This is a genomic window from Bacillus sp. T2.9-1 (assembly GCF_950097965.1).
Taxonomy (GTDB): domain Bacteria; phylum Bacillota; class Bacilli; order Bacillales; family Cytobacillaceae; genus Niallia; species Niallia hominis.
Genome location: NZ_CATNHG010000108.1, coordinates 1 through 15,905, shown reverse-complemented (window position 1 = coordinate 15,905; position 15,905 = coordinate 1). Strand labels below are relative to the sequence as shown.

Below are 15,905 nucleotides of genomic sequence, written 5' to 3'. Positions count from 1 at the left end.
CAAACAAGGAGGAGCTCAAATGTCTGGAAGAAAGAAAGAAGAAGGATTAACAGATTTAACTTTGTTAGGAAATCAAAATACTCAATATAAAAGTGATTATGCACCAGAGGTGTTAGAATCGGTAGATAATCTCCACTCTGATAGAGATTATTTTGTAAAATTTAATTGTCCAGAGTTTACTAGCCTTTGTCCAATAACTGGACAGCCTGACTTTGCCACAATGTATATTTCCTATATCCCAAATAAGAAAATAGTAGAAAGCAAATCTCTTAAATTATATTTATTTAGCTTTCGCGATCACGGTGATTTTCATGAAGATTGTGTCAATATTATCATGAATGATTTAATCAAACTATTAGATCCTCGATATATCGAGGTTTGGGGGAAATTCACTCCACGTGGCGGAATATCAATTGATCCATGGTGCAATTATGGAAAATCGGGCACTAAATTTGAAGAGATGGCAGCCCATCGATTAATGAACCATGATATGTATCCAGAAAAAGTAGATAATCGATAATAAAAAACCAGTTAACAACTCGCAATTTTGTGGTTGTTGACTGGCTTTTTAAAGTCATATTTTCCTTTGTGGATTAAGGCAAGATATTCCCAGCAGCGCGATAAATACTGTACCATTCTTCTCGTGTTAAATGAACATCACTTGCTTTACAGCAATCGATTAAACGATCCACATTCATTGTTCCAATAACCGGCTGCATGTTAGCAGGATGGCGCAATAACCACGCAATCGCAATAGTTGTATTGCTGACTTGATACTTTTCAGCAATTTCATTTATTTGTTGATTTAATTCAGGAAATTTTTCATTTCCAAGGAATACCCCTTCAAAAAAACCATATTGGAATGGAGACCAAGGCTGGATTGTAATATCATGCAAGCGACAGAAGTCTAAAATACTGCCATCACGATTAATTGCAGAGTCATTCTCCATATTTACATTGATTCCATTAGAAATCATATTGGCATTTGTAATACTTAGTTGCAATTGGTTAGCCACAAGAGGCTGTTTCACATATTTTTGCAATAGTTGTATTTGCATCGGATTTTGGTTAGAAACGCCAAAATGACGAACCTTTCCAGATTGCTCAAGAATTTGGAATGCTTCTGCAACTTCCTCAGGTTCAACTAAAGCATCGGGACGATGAAGCAGAAGGGTATCTAAGTATTCTGTTTTTAGCCTACTTAATATTCCATCAACGGAGTTTAAGATATGTTCTTTTGAAAAGTCAAACATTCCTTTGCGAATGCCACATTTGGATTGCAAAATAATATTTTCGCGTACACTTGGAGACATATGAATAGCATCTGCAAATATCTCTTCACAAGTACCGCTACCATAAATGTCTGCGTGATCAAAGAAGTTAGCCCCTTGTTCTAAAGCAGTTTGTACAAATTGCTCTGCTTCCTTTTTTTCTAATGAGTTAATACGCATGCAGCCAACCGCTACTACAGGCACTTCTAAAGTACTGCTACCTAGTTTGATTGTTCTCACGTTTCTCAGTCCCTTCTATTAATAGAAAACGCTTTAATAATTGTGCAAGATTAAAATTTCTAATACAGTAGACCATTTTTATTTTGCCATAGAAAGGAGATGAACACCAACCTTTAGACTTATGAAATCGAAAAATACTCCTTTTCTAGCAAAAAAAATAGAAAAGGAGTGCACTCCCATTTCGAGATGGAAGAAGCACTCCATTTCTTTTCCTATTATTTTGAATTTTAATCCTCCATTGTAGAAAGATCGCCAGTAGGGAGTCCGAGTTCCCAAGCCTTTAAAACACGTCTCATTATTTTTCCGCTACGGGTTTTAGGAAGCTTTTCGCAAAATTCAATTTCTCTTGGAGCGGCATGAGCGGCCAAGCCTGTTTTTACAAATATACGTATTTCTTCTTTTAATTCATCTGTTTCTTTATAGCCGTCAACTAGTGCAATAAAGGCTTTAATAATTTCACCTCGAATAGGATCTGGCTTTCCAATTACACCTGCTTCTGCTACTGCCGGAAATTCAATTAGTTTGCTTTCCACTTCAAATGGACCAACTCTTTCTCCAGCCGTCATAATAACATCATCCACCCGTCCCTGAAACCAGAAGTAACCTTCTTCATCCATATAAGCGGAATCACCAGAAACATACCATTCATCATGTTGAAAATAACTATTGAACTTCTCCTGATTATTCCAAATTGTATGCATCATTGATGGCCAACCTTTTTTAATGGCTAAATTCCCCATCTGATTTGGCGGCAAAATATTTCCGTTATCGTCCAGAATAACAGCTTCTATCCCTGGAAGAGGTTTCCCCATTGAGCCTAACTTGATATCCATACAAGGTAGATTACATATCAGCTGTGCACCAGTTTCAGTCATCCACCAAGTATCATGAATGCGATGTCCAAATACTTCGTGACCCCACCGGATTACTTCCGGATTTAGCGGTTCACCTACGCTTAGAATATGACGCAAGGAGGAGAGGGTGTATTTTTCGGTAACCGTATCCCCAGCTGCCATTAGCATCCGGAATGAGGTAGGTGCACTGTACCAAACGGTCACTCCAAATGTTTCAATCGTTTTATACCAAATATCAGGACTAAAGCGCCCACCTGCAACCACATTTGTTGAGCCAGTTAGCCAAGGACCAAAAATGCCGTAGGAGGTACCTGTTACCCAACCAGGGTCAGCTGTGCACCAGTAGACATCATCTTCTTGTAAATCTAAGACCCACTTTGCTGTCTGGTAGTGCTGGATCATCGCATTGTGGACATGAAGCACACCTTTTGGTTTTCCAGTGGAACCAGAGGTATAGTGAAGGATTAATCCATCTTTACGATCAACCCATTCTATGTCTAATTCAATAGAAGCAGAGCGAAAATATTGAAGGAAATCTTTTGTTTTATCATCCTCTTGTACATCTTCCCCAACAATAAAAATTGTTTCTAAAGCTGGTAATTCTGTATGTGGAATCCTATTTACAAGCTCAGGTGTAGTAATGATAACTTTTGCCTCACTATCATGGAGACGGTCCTTTACGGCATCCTCCATAAATGCTTCAAACAGTGGACCAACGATGGCTCCTAATTTTATCGCTCCAATTAAAGCGAAATATAATTCAGGGGAACGAGGCATAAAAATAAACACTCGATCGCCTTTTTTTACGTTTCCTACTTTTTTTAAAACATTTCCAGCTTTATTTGATAATTTCTTTAAGTCTTTGAATGTGTATGTCTCTTTTCTTGATGGATGAAAATAGTGGAGGGCTACTTTGTTGGCACGGTAATTCTCAGCATGACGGTCAATTGCTTCATAAGCTAAGTTAACTTTTCCAGTCTGATGCCAAGAAAATTCCTTTTCTGCTTGGTCCCATTTGAAATGTTGGTACAAGTCCTCATAGTTCTCAAGGTTATGCTTGCCTTTAACAGGTGGAAACGCTTTCAATTTCATTCATACATCCCCCTCATTTCAATTTTTTAACAACACTATTATAATGGGAAAACACTATATATACAATTTTAATGTTGTAATTGAATAAATATTCCTACATTTAAAAAATGGATAGGGGTATAAGTTAAAACTTTTCTATATAAAGGAATAAAGCGGCTGGGAAATAAGCATTTCTACCAACATTAAACAAGAACTATAATGTAATTAATTTACAAAAAAATTCGTGTTTGTTTTTTAGAAAAAGGTTTAAAAACGAAGTGTAATGGAGCGGAAGACGCTCGACTCCTGCGGGAAATAGAGACGCTTTAGAACCCGCAGCGCATGCGAGGAGGGCACTGAAAAAGTATAGTTTCTCCAAATTAAATAAGTATTTATTTATTTGAAAGCGAATATAAAGTTGGTTTGGAGAGGCGACAGCTCGACTCCTATGGGAGTTGCGAGAAAGTCCGAGACCCTGCAGGAACGCAGTGACGAAGCGGCTCGGCGCTCGCCCCATGGAAAGCGAGCTGTCGCCTCGGAAAACAAATGAAATACCCGAATTTAAAAGTCGGCCACCAACAATTATGATTATATTGCAGTTTTTCAGTGCCCTAGCATGCGAGGAGGCTCAGCTTCCTCCCCGGCGCATCGTGCGTCTGTAGCGCAATGGAACGACTGAATTTTTACACTTAACTATATTAAAAAACATAGATAACCATCAAGAGAAAGTAGCTTTATTTAAGAGCTAAATTAAAGATTGTTCGTCTTTAAAGACTAGTTATTTAGTTTTGTTCCAGCCTCTTTAATGGGAAAGTCTTCATTAAAAAGGACTATAAAAACAGTAGTATTAAATATAGTGAATGAAAAGCAAAATGAATAGATAAATCAAAAGAAGTAGTACTTGAAATTTAATTGTAGCGTAAAACCTTTTGTTAAACTTTTGAGATGGAAGTGGTTTTTCCTTCCATTCATCCAAGTAGTCATCATTTTTAAGAATCACGTGATGGAATCTTCGGAAGCTGAACGTTACTCCGTCAAAAAAGCCTCCTTTTGCAATATATTGAAATAGAAAAACAACGATATAAGAGAAAGTAAGATAAAAGACAGTATTAATATAAGAAACAAAAGTATATTCAGAAGAAAAAATAAAAAAAAGAATTCCCGTTATAAAGATATTTATTAGAAATAGAGACCATTTTTTATTAAGCATGTTTATTCACCTTTACTAAGTATGTTTGCAACACGAATAATCGTATTTTAACCTAACTTTTATAGAATGTACATTTTCGGAAGTCATATGACTATAAAATATTGAGCATATATACTATTAAATAGTCAAAAAGAGTGTCACCTTCTTTTTCATATAGTTGAATTAAACTAGGAGGAATCGTATTATTAATTACAATATTAAGGAAGAAAAGAACTAATAATGTAAATATATCCTATTATAAAATTCTACAATAATAATACTGTCTTCTAATTTATGGGAGAAAAGTATATTGGGATATGGATATTTTTAACAATTAATCGTTCTTTTGCCATATCTTTTGCTATATTTTTAATATAAATTTTTAGAATTTTAATATAAAAGTAAGCGCTATCTTTGTTATTCTAATGCAAAATCACGCTAGTGCACTATAGCAATATTTGAAATTATCTCTATATTTAGTCTTTACAACTCTACTAGAATAATAGTATACTCACTTTAGCTTCTTTTTTAGATGTAATTTACAGAATAATATAACAATGGGGGGTCTTTTTTAATGAAGCGAAAATTAACTTGGCTGCTTTCACTTACACTGATACTGAGTGTATTTTTAGCAGCGTGTTCTGGTGGCGATGATAACGCCTCTGAAGGTACTGATGGTTCATCAGAAGAAAATGTTGAACAAGTATTAAACTTAATTAACGGAGATGCGATTCCTTCTATGGATCCATCAATGGCAACAGATGAATATGGTTTCCAATTCTTAGGTGCTACTATGGAAGGTCTATACCGTTTAGGTGAAGGCGCTAAAGCAGTTCCTGGTATCGCTGAAAGCCATGACGTATCTGAAGATGGTTTAACTTGGACATTCAAGTTACGTGAAGATGCAAAATGGTCAAACGGAGATCCTGTAACTGCTAATGACTTCGTTTATGCTTGGCAACGTGCTGTAAATCCTGATACAGGTTCTGAGTACGGTCCATATATGATGGGTGGCGTAATTAAAAACGCTGCAGAAATTAGCCAAGGTGATATGCCAGTTGAAGACTTGGGAGTTAAAGCAGACGGCGATTATACTTTAGTTGTTGAACTTGCTAACCCAACACCTTATTTTGAATCTTTAACTTCTTTTGGTACATTCTTACCATTGAACCAAAAATTTGTTGAAGAAAAAGGCGATGCATTCGCTACTAGCTCTGAAAATCTACTAGCTAACGGTCCTTTCACGTTAGAAAACTGGGAAAGTACTTCTCAAAAATGGAATCTTGCTAAAAACGATACTTACTGGGATGCAGATACAGTTAAGTTAGAAACAATTAACTATGTAGTAGTAAAAGAAGCTCAAACAGCGGTTGACCTTTATGAAAAAGGCGAAGTAGACCGTACTGGTTTATCTTCAGACTTAGTTGACCAATATTCTTCTGATGAAGATTATACAATTAAAGCTGACAACTCTGTATTCTATTTGAAAATAAATCAAACAAGAAACGAAGCACTTGCTAATAAAAATATTCGCGCAGCTATCAGCCGTGCGTTTGATAAAGAGGCTTTAGTAGATACAATTTTAAATAACGGTTCATTAGTTGCTAATGGTCTAGTTCCAGCAGACTTTACTCCAATGCCTGACGGTAGTGGTGATTTCCGTGAAGTTAGTGGAGATCTTGTAACATTTGATACTGCTGCTGCGAAAGAGTTCTGGGAAAAAGGTTTGGAAGAATTAGGAACTGATTCAGTGGAAATCGAATTCCTAGGTGGAGATACCGATGTATCTAAAACAATGAACGAATATCTTGCTAACCAATTACAAACAAATCTACCAGGTTTAAAAGTAACTTTAAAACAAGTACCATTTGAACAACGTTTAGATTTAGATACTAATCAAGATTACGATCTTCAATTAGCTGGTTGGGGTCCTGACTACCTTGATCCATATACTTTCTTAAGCCTATGGGTTACAGATGGCGGAAATAACAAAATGGGTTACTCAAATGCAGAGTATGATAAATTGTTAGAAGAAACTACAACTACACTTGCTACAGATAATGAAGCTCGTTACCAAAACTTCTTAGAAGCTGAAAAAATTCTATTTGAAGATGCAGCGATTGCTCCTGTTTACCAACGCGGTGGTGCATTCTTATCATCTCCAAAAATTCAAGGCTTAATCGAAAATCCATTTGGACCAACATATGAATACAAATGGACTAGTGTAGGAGCTGCAGAGTAATTTCGCTTTTTTGAAAAATTCGATGCTATGAAATAAGAGGGAGTGTATGCTTTTATAGCATATACTCTCTTGTATTTTTGAGTAGGAAAATTCTGATTATAGCAAAAATAAATTATTATGCTATAATAAACAAAGAAAATTAGGAGGTGCACAGATGGCTCGATACTTACTTCGACGTTTATGGTATATGTTAATAACACTGTTCATTATCGCAACAGTCTCCTTTTTCCTGATGAAGTTCCTTCCAGGAAGTCCGCTGAAGGCTGACGATAAATTAAGTGAAGAACAAAAAACAATTATATTGGAAAAATATGGTTTGAATGATCCGATCCCTGTTCAATATGTACGTTATTTAGGAAACCTAGTGCAGGGGGATTTAGGGGTTTCGTTTGCATTTGATAATACGCCGGTTACAGATATTCTAACGTCTAAAATTGGCCCTTCTGCGCTTTTAGGTGGACAGGCTTTAGTGCTGGGAACTGTTGTTGGAATTCTACTGGGCTTAATAGCATCTATTTATAGGAATGGTCCCATCGATTTTACATCCACCATTATAGCGGTACTCGGGACATCAGTTCCATCGTTCGTATTTGCAGGACTATTACAATATTTCTTGGCGGTGAAATGGGACTTACTACCTGTTGCGCTTTGGGATGGGTTTGAATATACGATTCTACCAACTATTGCACTAGCAATCTCACCACTAGCTGTAGCTGCAAGGTTCACTAGAACTGAAATGATCGAGGTTCTGCATTCACATTATATAACGACAGCTCGTGCAAAAGGAGTTAGTGAAGCAGGAATTATTTTCAAGCATGGATTACGTAATGCATTGATTCCTTTAGTTACAGTAATTGGGCCAATGGCGGTTGGCTTAATGACAGGATCCTTAGTAATTGAGCAAATATTTGCTGTTCCTGGAATTGGAGAGCAATTTGTATCATCTGTTAATGTAAATGATTATCCGACAATTATGGGGACAACATTATTGTTTGCCTTTGGGTTTGTAATCATTATATTAATTATTGACCTCCTATATGGATTAATCGATCCTAGAATTAGAATTGCAGGAGGTAATAAATAAAATGGAAAAGAAAAATCTTAATCAAATTGATAAGAATTTATTTAAGCCTCTTAATCAAGAAGAAAATGTTAGTGAAAAAATAACGGCACCAAGTAGAACCTTTGGGCAGGATGCAAGAAGAACGTTAATGAAAAACAAGCCTGCTATAGTTAGCATATTCATAATTTTGTTAATTATTATTATGAGTATAATTGGTCCAAGTATGAATGACTATGGTAACGATGATCAGGAACTTTCTCGAGCAAAGCTTCCGCCTAGGGTGCCATTATTAGAGAATGTTTCTTGGTTGGGTCTAAATGGTACATTATCAGGTCGATATGAAGGCACTGATGTGGAAGATGCAACTACAAAGGCAATGGCTCGTTATAAAAGTACAGATGAGTTTGTTGATATTAAAGTCCTTGAAGAAGGAGACGGTTCAAGAAATTCTGCTGCTGTTAAAGCAACCTTTCATATCTATGAAGCAAAGGAGATGGATGATACCTATTTCTGGTTTGGTACTGATACACTTGGTCGTGACCAATGGACAAGACTTTGGGAAGGTACAAGAGTATCCTTAATCATTGCATTTGTTGCTGCAATTCTTGATTTATTAATTGGGGTAACATACGGTGGTGTCTCTGGCTTCTATGGCGGAAGAGTTGATAACGTATTACAGCGTATTGCAGAAATATTAGTAGGGATTCCAAACCTAGTAATAATTCTTTTAATGATGCTTATTCTCCAGCCTGGTATTGTCTCCATTGTTATTGCATTAGCAATTACAGGATGGATAGGTATGTCCCGTATTGTTCGTGGAGAAGTATTAAAGCTAACAAATCAAGAATTTGTTCTTGCTGCTAGAACGTTAGGAACATCAAATGGTACGATAATTAGAAGACACTTAATTCCGAATATAACTGGGATTATTATTGTTAATACCATGTTCTCCATTCCAGGAGCTATCTTCTTCGAAGCATTCCTAAGCTTTATCGGACTTGGTATTGTCCCACCTAATGCTTCACTAGGTGCTTTAATTCAGCAAGGGTTTGCCAATTTACGATTGTACCCATATTTACTAGTTTTCCCAGCGGCTGTATTATCAGTATTAATGATTGCATTCAATATATTAGGTGATGGTTTGCGTGATGCATTCGATCCAAAAATGCATAAATAGGAGAGTAGGTGTTTATAAATGAGTAAATTATTAGAAGTCAAAGATTTAAGAGTATCATTTAACACCTACAACGGTGAAGTACAAGCTGTTCGCGGTGTTAGCTTTGAGTTAAATAAAGGGGAAACACTAGCAATTGTAGGAGAATCCGGTTCTGGTAAATCCGTTACTTCCAATGCTTTAATGAGACTTCTTCCTGAACCACAAAGTATTATAAAAAGTGGAGAAATTTTATTTGAAGGCGAAGATCTTATTAAAAAATCGAAGAAGGATATGCAAAAAATTCGCGGAAAAGATATCTCTATGGTATTCCAAGATCCAATGTCTTCTTTGAATCCTACAATGAAAATCGGGAATCAAATCATGGAAGGTCTAATCAAGCATCAAAACATGAATAAAGCTGACGCTAAGAAACGTGCGCTTGAGTTGCTTGAATTAGTAGGCATTCCACAGCCAGCAATTCGCATTAATCAATTTCCACATCAATTTTCAGGCGGAATGCGTCAACGTGTGGTTGTAGCAATTGCGCTTGCGTGTAATCCGAAGATTTTAATTGCTGACGAACCAACTACAGCACTTGATGTTACGATTCAGGCTCAAATCCTTGAATTGATGAAGGACATTCAAAAGAAAACGGAGAGTGCGATTATTTTTATTACCCATGACCTTGGTGTAGTAGCAAATGTTGCTGATCGCGTAGCTGTTATGTATGCTGGTAAAATTGTTGAAATTGGTACAGTAGATGATATTTTCTATAATCCAAAGCATCCTTATACTTGGGGATTAATTGGATCAATGCCTACACTTGATAGTAAGGATGAAGAACTATTTGCTATACCTGGAAGCCCACCAAATATGTTAAAGCCTCCAGTAGGAGACGCTTTTGCGCCTAGAAATCAATTTGCACTAGAAATTGACACAGTGATGGAACCACCAATGTTTAAAGTTTCTGATACACATTATGCAGCAACTTGGCTATTACATGAAGATGCACCAAAGATTGAGCCACCAGAAGCGGTTAAACAAAGAATGCTTGGTTTCTCCAAAACAGGTCGCAAGGACGGTGAAAAAAGTTGACTAACGAAAAATTATTAGAAGTAAAGAATTTGCAAAAGCACTTTTCAGCTGGTAGAGATAGAATCATTAAAGCGGTAGACGGTGTATCCTTTGACATTTTTAAGGGAGAAACATTTGGTCTTGTTGGTGAATCTGGTTGTGGAAAGTCTACAACAGGTAGAACCATTATCCGTCTTTATGATGCAACAGGTGGAGAAGTTAAATTTGAAGGCGAAGATGTGCATGGAAAAAAATCAAATGCAGAGCTTCGCAAGTTTAACCGAAAAATGCAAATGATTTTCCAGGATCCTCATTCCTCTCTTAATCCGCGTATGACGGTACTGGATATTATTGCAGAAGGTATTGATAATCATAAGCTTGCAAAAACACCAGAAGAACGTCGTCAGAGAGTAGAAGAATTACTTGAAGTAGTTGGATTGAACAAAGAGCATGCTACACGCTTTCCACATGAATTCAGTGGTGGTCAACGACAAAGAATTGGGATTGCTCGTGCGCTAGCTGTAGAGCCAGATTTCATCATCTGTGACGAGCCAATTTCTGCACTTGATGTTTCTATTCAAGCACAGGTTGTTAACCTATTGAAAAAGTTACAAAAGGAACGTGGATTAACTTATTTATTTATTGCCCATGATCTATCTATGGTTAAATATATAAGTGATCGTATTGGTGTTATGTATATGGGAAATATGGTTGAGTTAGCAGAAGCAGATGAGCTTTATGATAATCCACTTCATCCATATACAAAATCATTATTATCGGCAATTCCGCTTCCAGATCCACGTTATGAGCGTGAACGTACAAGAATCGCTTATGATCCATCCGTACATGACACTAGTGAGCCAGCAGAGTTAAGAGAAATTACTCCAGGTCACTTTGTGCGTTGTACTACGAAAGAGTTAGAGAAGTACAAAAGAGAATTGAGCCTAAAGAAAAAATAAGCATCAAATTTAATCTATTAAAGAAGACCTCCCAATAATCCTTGCCAAGATGCAAGGATTTTTTCATTTCTCAGGAAATGAATCTGTATTCTTTTTCTTTCCCCTATCATTACATATGTAATCCTAAATGGAGGAAAAATCGTTTTCTAAAAAACGATAAAAACCGACATACCCTTACTTGACTAAACAGTATCTTGTCGAAGAAAGGAAGGCTGTGTTCTCTATAAATAGTAAAACTCCCATCCAAAAACACAAGAAAATCCAAAAAATATTAAAAAATTTACATGACTACGCTAAAATAAAGGAAAATAAGTAAAAGAAGAGTGGAAATATATATCATAGGAGTTCATAAATGGTCAATTCAATATTAAAATCCCAATACGATAAAGCGATTCAACAAACAAAAACGCTTATCATGGCTGACGTAAATAAGTATTTAGAAAAACAAGAAACTAAACCATCCTTTGAACAATACATGGCTGATCGAAAGGTGTTTATCGAGCAAATATGGTTAAACACATGGATTAATACAGCTGCCAGCCATATTCGTTATTCTGAAAAAAAGGATTATCTTACTAGTAAAGGTTTTGATATAAGTGATCTTAATAAAAAGGATATAAATCGATTGTTTCGAAATGAAATTCGAGATGTTGATGTATTTTCATATGAGGGTTGGCTTAAAGCACATATAGGCGACCATAAAGAGAAATGGGAAAATAGATATAAAGAGATACGGAAAATCTACTTACAACATGTAGAGGAAAATAATGATTTGGAAAGAAAGCGTAAATATTCCGCTAAATTCTCTTATTATATAGAACAATTAATGGAAAAACATTATGAGGAACTTTTTCTTTATATACGCTATTTAACGGGATGTAATATTGCTGTTGAGATCGATAGAAATGGGATTATTTTGCCTTCCATGGAAATAACGTTTGAAGAATATCTATCGAATGAAATGGACATGTCTTATAACCAATTTTACTTTTTAGAAGACAGAACAGAAACATATGAAAATTTAATTTTTCAACATCTCATTGATTTTTTTCCTTCATGGGTAAAAGATAAACTACCAACACGTATAAAGGAGGAATATCAAGAAGTATTTAATCAATCCTTATCCAACTCCTTTTTACTAGAAGCAAGTACGCCGTTACTTAAAGAAATTACAGGAGAGTTTCTAGAAGATTTATTTCCTGAATATATAATTGATTTAGAGAAGCTATTAGATATTCCTTTTGATATGGAGATTCATAAGGAGATAATGGAGAAGGATCGCAAAAGAAAAGAACTGAAAGAAGCGGAGGATCGCGAGGAACAAAGGCGGCGAAAAGAAGAAGAAGCAAGAATGATTGAGGATATTTTTGGTAAAGAATACTATCCTCCAACTAGTAGAAATATAAAATATGTATTGCATACCGGAGAAACGAATACTGGTAAAACGTATCAAGCAATTAATCGCATGATGGAGGCAGACAGTGGTTTATACTTGGCTCCATTAAGATTGCTGGCATTAGAGATTTATGAAAAACTAAATCAGCAAGGTGTACCTTGCTCTCTTAAAACAGGGGAAGAGGAAAAGCTTGTACTAGAGGCACAACATCAGTCTAGTACAGTAGAAATGTTTCATGAGAAAGAATATTATGACGTAGTGGTTATCGATGAATCCCAAATGATTGCAGATAAGGAACGGGGATTTTCATGGTATCGAGCAATAACGAAGGCAAATGCAAAAGAGATTCATATTATCGCAAGTCTACATGCAAAAAATATGCTTCTGCAGCTACTAGGCGATGCAAATGTGGAAGTCCACGAGTATCGTAGGGATACGCCGTTACAAATAGAAGGGGATTTATTTCAATTGAGCAAAACAAGGAAAGGAGATGCGCTTGTTTGCTTTTCAAGGAGAGGTGTATTAGAAACGGCTTCTGAGTTACAAAGAAATGGCTGGCAAGTAAGTGTAATTTATGGAAGTATGCCTCCAGAAGCTAGAAAAAAACAAATGCAGCGGTTTATTGAAGGAGAAACAAAGGTAATTGTTTCCACAGATGCCATTGGAATGGGGCTTAATTTGCCGATAAGAAGAATCGTATTCTTAGAAAATGACAAGTTTGACGGTATAAGAAGAAGGATGTTAAGCTCTCAGGAAGTGAAGCAGATTGCAGGTAGGGCAGGAAGAAAAGGAATATACGATATTGGCAGAGTTGCTTTTACAAGCGATCGTAAAAAGATGAAGTATTTATTAGAAAAAAAGGATAATGATCTTTATGGATTTACGATTGCACCGACTAATGCTGTATTAGAAAGATTTCAAAAGTACTCTAATAACCTTGGGCTTTTCTTCTATTTATGGGGACACTTTAAAAGTCCAGAGGGAACAAAAAAGGCATCCTTAGCAGAGGAAGTACTATTATATGAAATGATAATGGATACAATGGTGGAAGCTAGAATGTCCTTACATGACTTATTCAGCTTCTTGAAGCTTCCGTTTGCAACAAGTGAAGCAGCCTTACGTGCTCAATGGAAAATCAATATGGAGGCAATTGTTGAAAATAAGGATTTACCAGAACCTAAACTAAAAACAGACAGCTTGGAGGAGTTAGAGTTATCGTATAAGGCTATCGGCCTTCATTTATTATTTTTATATAAATTGGAAAGAAGAACAGAAGCATATTATTGGGAAAAGTTAAGAGGAGAATTGAGTGATCAAATAAATGATCATTTGAAAGCTGGAATTAAAGGGAAAAAGCGTGTTAAAACATGTAGAAAGTGTGGAAAAGAGCTGTCATCTAGATTTAAATTTTCTATCTGTAATGATTGTTTTCATAGAACATAATTTGGAGTAGTATTCTATTGCATATTGCTGACAGAGAAAGGGAAAAAGAAGAGGCTGGGATAAAACTAAATAAATAATTTTTAAAAAGAACAATCTCTAATTTAGCTCTTAAATAAAGCTACTTTCTCATGTTGGTTATCTATGTTTTTAAATATATCAAGTGTAAAAACTAAGTCGTTCCATTGCGCTACGGGGTCTCAGCCTTTCCTCTATTTCCCGCAGGAGTCGAGCGTCCTCCGCTCTATTTCAATTCGTTTTTAAACCTTTTTCCCAAATGATAAACACGAACTTTTATGTATATTATAACTCACTAGTGTTGCGTAAATAGTGTCATAATTTTCAGTTTAATTGTTTACTCTACTTAGAGCCAAAAAAGTAATTACCTTTCTAAAGGCGGCTCCTGTCCATTTGGAAATTTATTTACAATTAGACCTGTGCAACGACAACAATTTGTTGATTAAGGAATGGCTTTTCCTTCAATTTTGCGAAGCCAGACATGTGCTGGTTTCCACAATGCTGCCCTTAAATAACGGCTAATTTGCAAGGTTTTCCGCTTACTTTTTGTTTCGAGTTGTACCAGAACATGAAGACAAAAAACAATAAGTGCGATAAACACTTGATTTTGAATCGCCCATTCACTTTGACCGTAGAATTTCTTGATATTGANTACCTTTCTAAAGGCGGCTCCTGTCCATTTGGAAATTTATTTACAATTATACCTGTGCAACGACAACAATTTGTTGATTAAGGAATGGCTTTTCCTTCAATTTTGCGAAGCCAGACATGTGCTGGTTTCCACAATGCTGCCCTTAAATAACGGCTAATTTGCAAGGTTTTCCGCTTACTTTTTGTTTCGAGTTGTACCAGAACATGAAGACAAAAAACAATAAGTGCGATAAACACTTGATTTTGAATCGCCCATTCACTTTGACCGTAGAATTTCTTGATATTGAGATGTTGTTTAATCCATTTAAAAAACAGCTCAATTGCCCATCGTGATTTATACATTTCCGATATTTCTTCGGCGCTTAAGTCAAAACGATTTGTGATTAAATGAAGTTCATTACCTTTTGAATCTATTATTTTTAGAAGTCGAAAATAGTTTTCAGCTCGGTTTTGAGTTGTACCAATCAACACCATTTGATCCGACAAAACAGATGAATCCTTGGGTAGTTTAAAATCATAAACCTCCCGTACGACTGCGTTTTTTCGTAGCCTAGAAAGAAAAAAGTAGCCTTCATCGGTCATGCGATCAAAACGCTCGTAGTCTAGATAACCTCGGTCAAACACATACATGCATTCTTTATCGTCAACCATAATCTCAAGTTGACCACGATCGTGTTCGCTTGCCGTTGTCATCACGGCTTTTTCGGGATAGGATTCTCCCTTTTCCATAAATACAAGGCGTAAGTGTAACTTTACGCCTGCCTTAGTTTTGCGGAACTTCGCCCATTTATGATTGGTCAAATTTAGTGGCAAAGTACTTGAATCAATAATTTTTAACGGCATGACAAGTTTTGTGTAGTGTGTTTTGGCGTGAATTTGTCCGACTAAATCAAGGAAAAGTCTTTGAAACAAATCTGGATTTAGACCATTTAAACGGCGCGAGAGCTGAGAAATGCTTATAGAATCAAGGTCGATTTCCTTTTGAAGATGATCATCAAAAAGGCAATCACTTAACGCATGAAGACTTTCAACTTCTTCTAATTGTGCAAAAAGTAATAGTTTTAGGAATGATTCTGTCGTTAACTTTTTCGTATAGCAATCTAATTTCAATGTTTTCACCTGTTCTTCAAATAATTGAAGATTAATTGGCGAAAACCATTGTCCAAATGAAGTTTTTCGTGTAATCTTGTCCATGAGATTGGTCCTTTTTTAGTGGATTTGGACGGGTTACCACCTGACTTATCCATTATAAAGGACTTTTTCTATGCATAAAATAATAAA

11 protein-coding genes and 1 pseudogene are annotated in these 15,905 nt (G+C 36.0%); 7 read left to right on the top strand and 5 right to left on the bottom strand.

Annotated elements, in window-relative coordinates:
- Window positions 1-19: 19 nt before the first annotated feature.
- Complete coding sequence (gene queF / locus QQZ16_RS15675; protein ID WP_031539273.1) at window positions 20-520, top strand: preQ(1) synthase; 501 nt, start codon at window positions 20-22, stop codon at window positions 518-520.
- Between the two features lie 73 nt (window positions 521-593).
- Here queF and QQZ16_RS15670 read toward each other — a convergent pair whose 3' ends face one another.
- The 3 genes from QQZ16_RS15670 to QQZ16_RS15660 form a co-directional block, all read right to left on the bottom strand.
- Complete coding sequence (locus QQZ16_RS15670) at window positions 594-1,511, bottom strand: aldo/keto reductase (protein WP_031539272.1); 918 nt, start codon at window positions 1,509-1,511, stop codon at window positions 594-596.
- A gap of 227 nt (window positions 1,512-1,738) precedes the next feature.
- Window positions 1,739-3,457 carry an acetate--CoA ligase gene (acsA, locus tag QQZ16_RS15665; RefSeq protein ID WP_235250963.1) on the bottom strand — a complete coding sequence of 573 codons (1,719 nt, stop codon included), beginning with the start codon at window positions 3,455-3,457 and terminating at the stop codon, window positions 1,739-1,741.
- Window positions 3,458-4,283: 826 nt separating this feature from the next.
- Window positions 4,284-4,646, bottom strand: a complete 363-nt coding sequence (locus QQZ16_RS15660; protein ID WP_235250977.1) for a DUF3899 domain-containing protein — start codon at window positions 4,644-4,646, stop codon at window positions 4,284-4,286.
- A 553-nt stretch (window positions 4,647-5,199) separates the two neighbouring features.
- Here QQZ16_RS15660 and QQZ16_RS15655 point away from each other — a divergent pair.
- The 6 genes from QQZ16_RS15655 (at window position 5,200) to QQZ16_RS15630 (ending at window position 13,958) form a co-directional block, all read left to right on the top strand.
- Window positions 5,200-6,867 carry a peptide ABC transporter substrate-binding protein gene (locus QQZ16_RS15655; RefSeq protein WP_235250979.1) on the top strand — a complete coding sequence of 556 codons (1,668 nt, stop codon included), beginning with the start codon at window positions 5,200-5,202 and terminating at the stop codon, window positions 6,865-6,867.
- A gap of 154 nt (window positions 6,868-7,021) precedes the next feature.
- Window positions 7,022-7,951 (top strand): oligopeptide ABC transporter permease, encoded by a 930-nt coding sequence (gene opp3b / locus QQZ16_RS15650; protein WP_031539421.1) that lies wholly within the window; start codon window positions 7,022-7,024, stop codon window positions 7,949-7,951.
- Between the two features lies 1 nt (window position 7,952).
- Window positions 7,953-9,107, top strand: a complete 1,155-nt coding sequence (gene opp3C / locus QQZ16_RS15645) for an oligopeptide ABC transporter permease (RefSeq protein ID WP_031539420.1) — start codon at window positions 7,953-7,955, stop codon at window positions 9,105-9,107.
- 18 nt (window positions 9,108-9,125) lie between these two features.
- Window positions 9,126-10,181, top strand: a complete 1,056-nt coding sequence (locus QQZ16_RS15640; RefSeq protein ID WP_031539419.1) for an ABC transporter ATP-binding protein — start codon at window positions 9,126-9,128, stop codon at window positions 10,179-10,181.
- On the top strand, window positions 10,178-11,119 hold the full coding sequence (locus tag QQZ16_RS15635) for an ABC transporter ATP-binding protein (protein WP_031539418.1): 942 nt from the start codon (window positions 10,178-10,180) through the stop codon (window positions 11,117-11,119). The genes QQZ16_RS15640 and QQZ16_RS15635 overlap by 4 nt, the downstream gene beginning before the upstream one ends.
- A 352-nt stretch (window positions 11,120-11,471) precedes the next feature.
- Window positions 11,472-13,958, top strand: coding sequence for a helicase-related protein (locus QQZ16_RS15630; RefSeq protein ID WP_235250981.1), 2,487 nt, complete (start codon window positions 11,472-11,474; stop codon window positions 13,956-13,958).
- Window positions 13,959-14,415: 457 nt separating this feature from the next.
- Here the strand turns inward: QQZ16_RS15630 and QQZ16_RS15625 are convergent.
- Together QQZ16_RS15625 and QQZ16_RS15620 are read right to left on the bottom strand one after the other, a co-directional pair.
- Window positions 14,416-14,624: pseudogene (locus QQZ16_RS15625) on the bottom strand (IS4 family transposase); the annotation flags it as partial.
- 78 nt (window positions 14,625-14,702) lie between these two features.
- Window positions 14,703-15,818 carry an IS4 family transposase gene (locus QQZ16_RS15620; protein WP_169188410.1) on the bottom strand — a complete coding sequence of 372 codons (1,116 nt, stop codon included), beginning with the start codon at window positions 15,816-15,818 and terminating at the stop codon, window positions 14,703-14,705.
- Window positions 15,819-15,905 lie beyond the last annotated feature (87 nt).

Bases quoted from the DNA above. Each gene is read 5' to 3' on its own strand.
- acsA (WP_235250963.1), bottom strand. From the start codon at position 3,457: ATGAAATTGAAAGCGTTTCCACCTGTTAAAGGCAAGCATAACCTTGAG.
- opp3b (WP_031539421.1), top strand. From the start codon at position 7,022: ATGGCTCGATACTTACTTCGACGTTTATGGTATATGTTAATAACACTG.
- queF (WP_031539273.1), top strand. From the start codon at position 20: ATGTCTGGAAGAAAGAAAGAAGAAGGATTAACAGATTTAACTTTGTTA.
- opp3C (WP_031539420.1), top strand. From the start codon at position 7,953: ATGGAAAAGAAAAATCTTAATCAAATTGATAAGAATTTATTTAAGCCT.
- QQZ16_RS15640 (WP_031539419.1), top strand. From the start codon at position 9,126: ATGAGTAAATTATTAGAAGTCAAAGATTTAAGAGTATCATTTAACACC.
- QQZ16_RS15620 (WP_169188410.1), bottom strand. From the start codon at position 15,818: ATGGACAAGATTACACGAAAAACTTCATTTGGACAATGGTTTTCGCCA.
- QQZ16_RS15630 (WP_235250981.1), top strand. From the start codon at position 11,472: ATGGTCAATTCAATATTAAAATCCCAATACGATAAAGCGATTCAACAA.
- QQZ16_RS15655 (WP_235250979.1), top strand. From the start codon at position 5,200: ATGAAGCGAAAATTAACTTGGCTGCTTTCACTTACACTGATACTGAGT.
- QQZ16_RS15660 (WP_235250977.1), bottom strand. From the start codon at position 4,646: ATGCTTAATAAAAAATGGTCTCTATTTCTAATAAATATCTTTATAACG.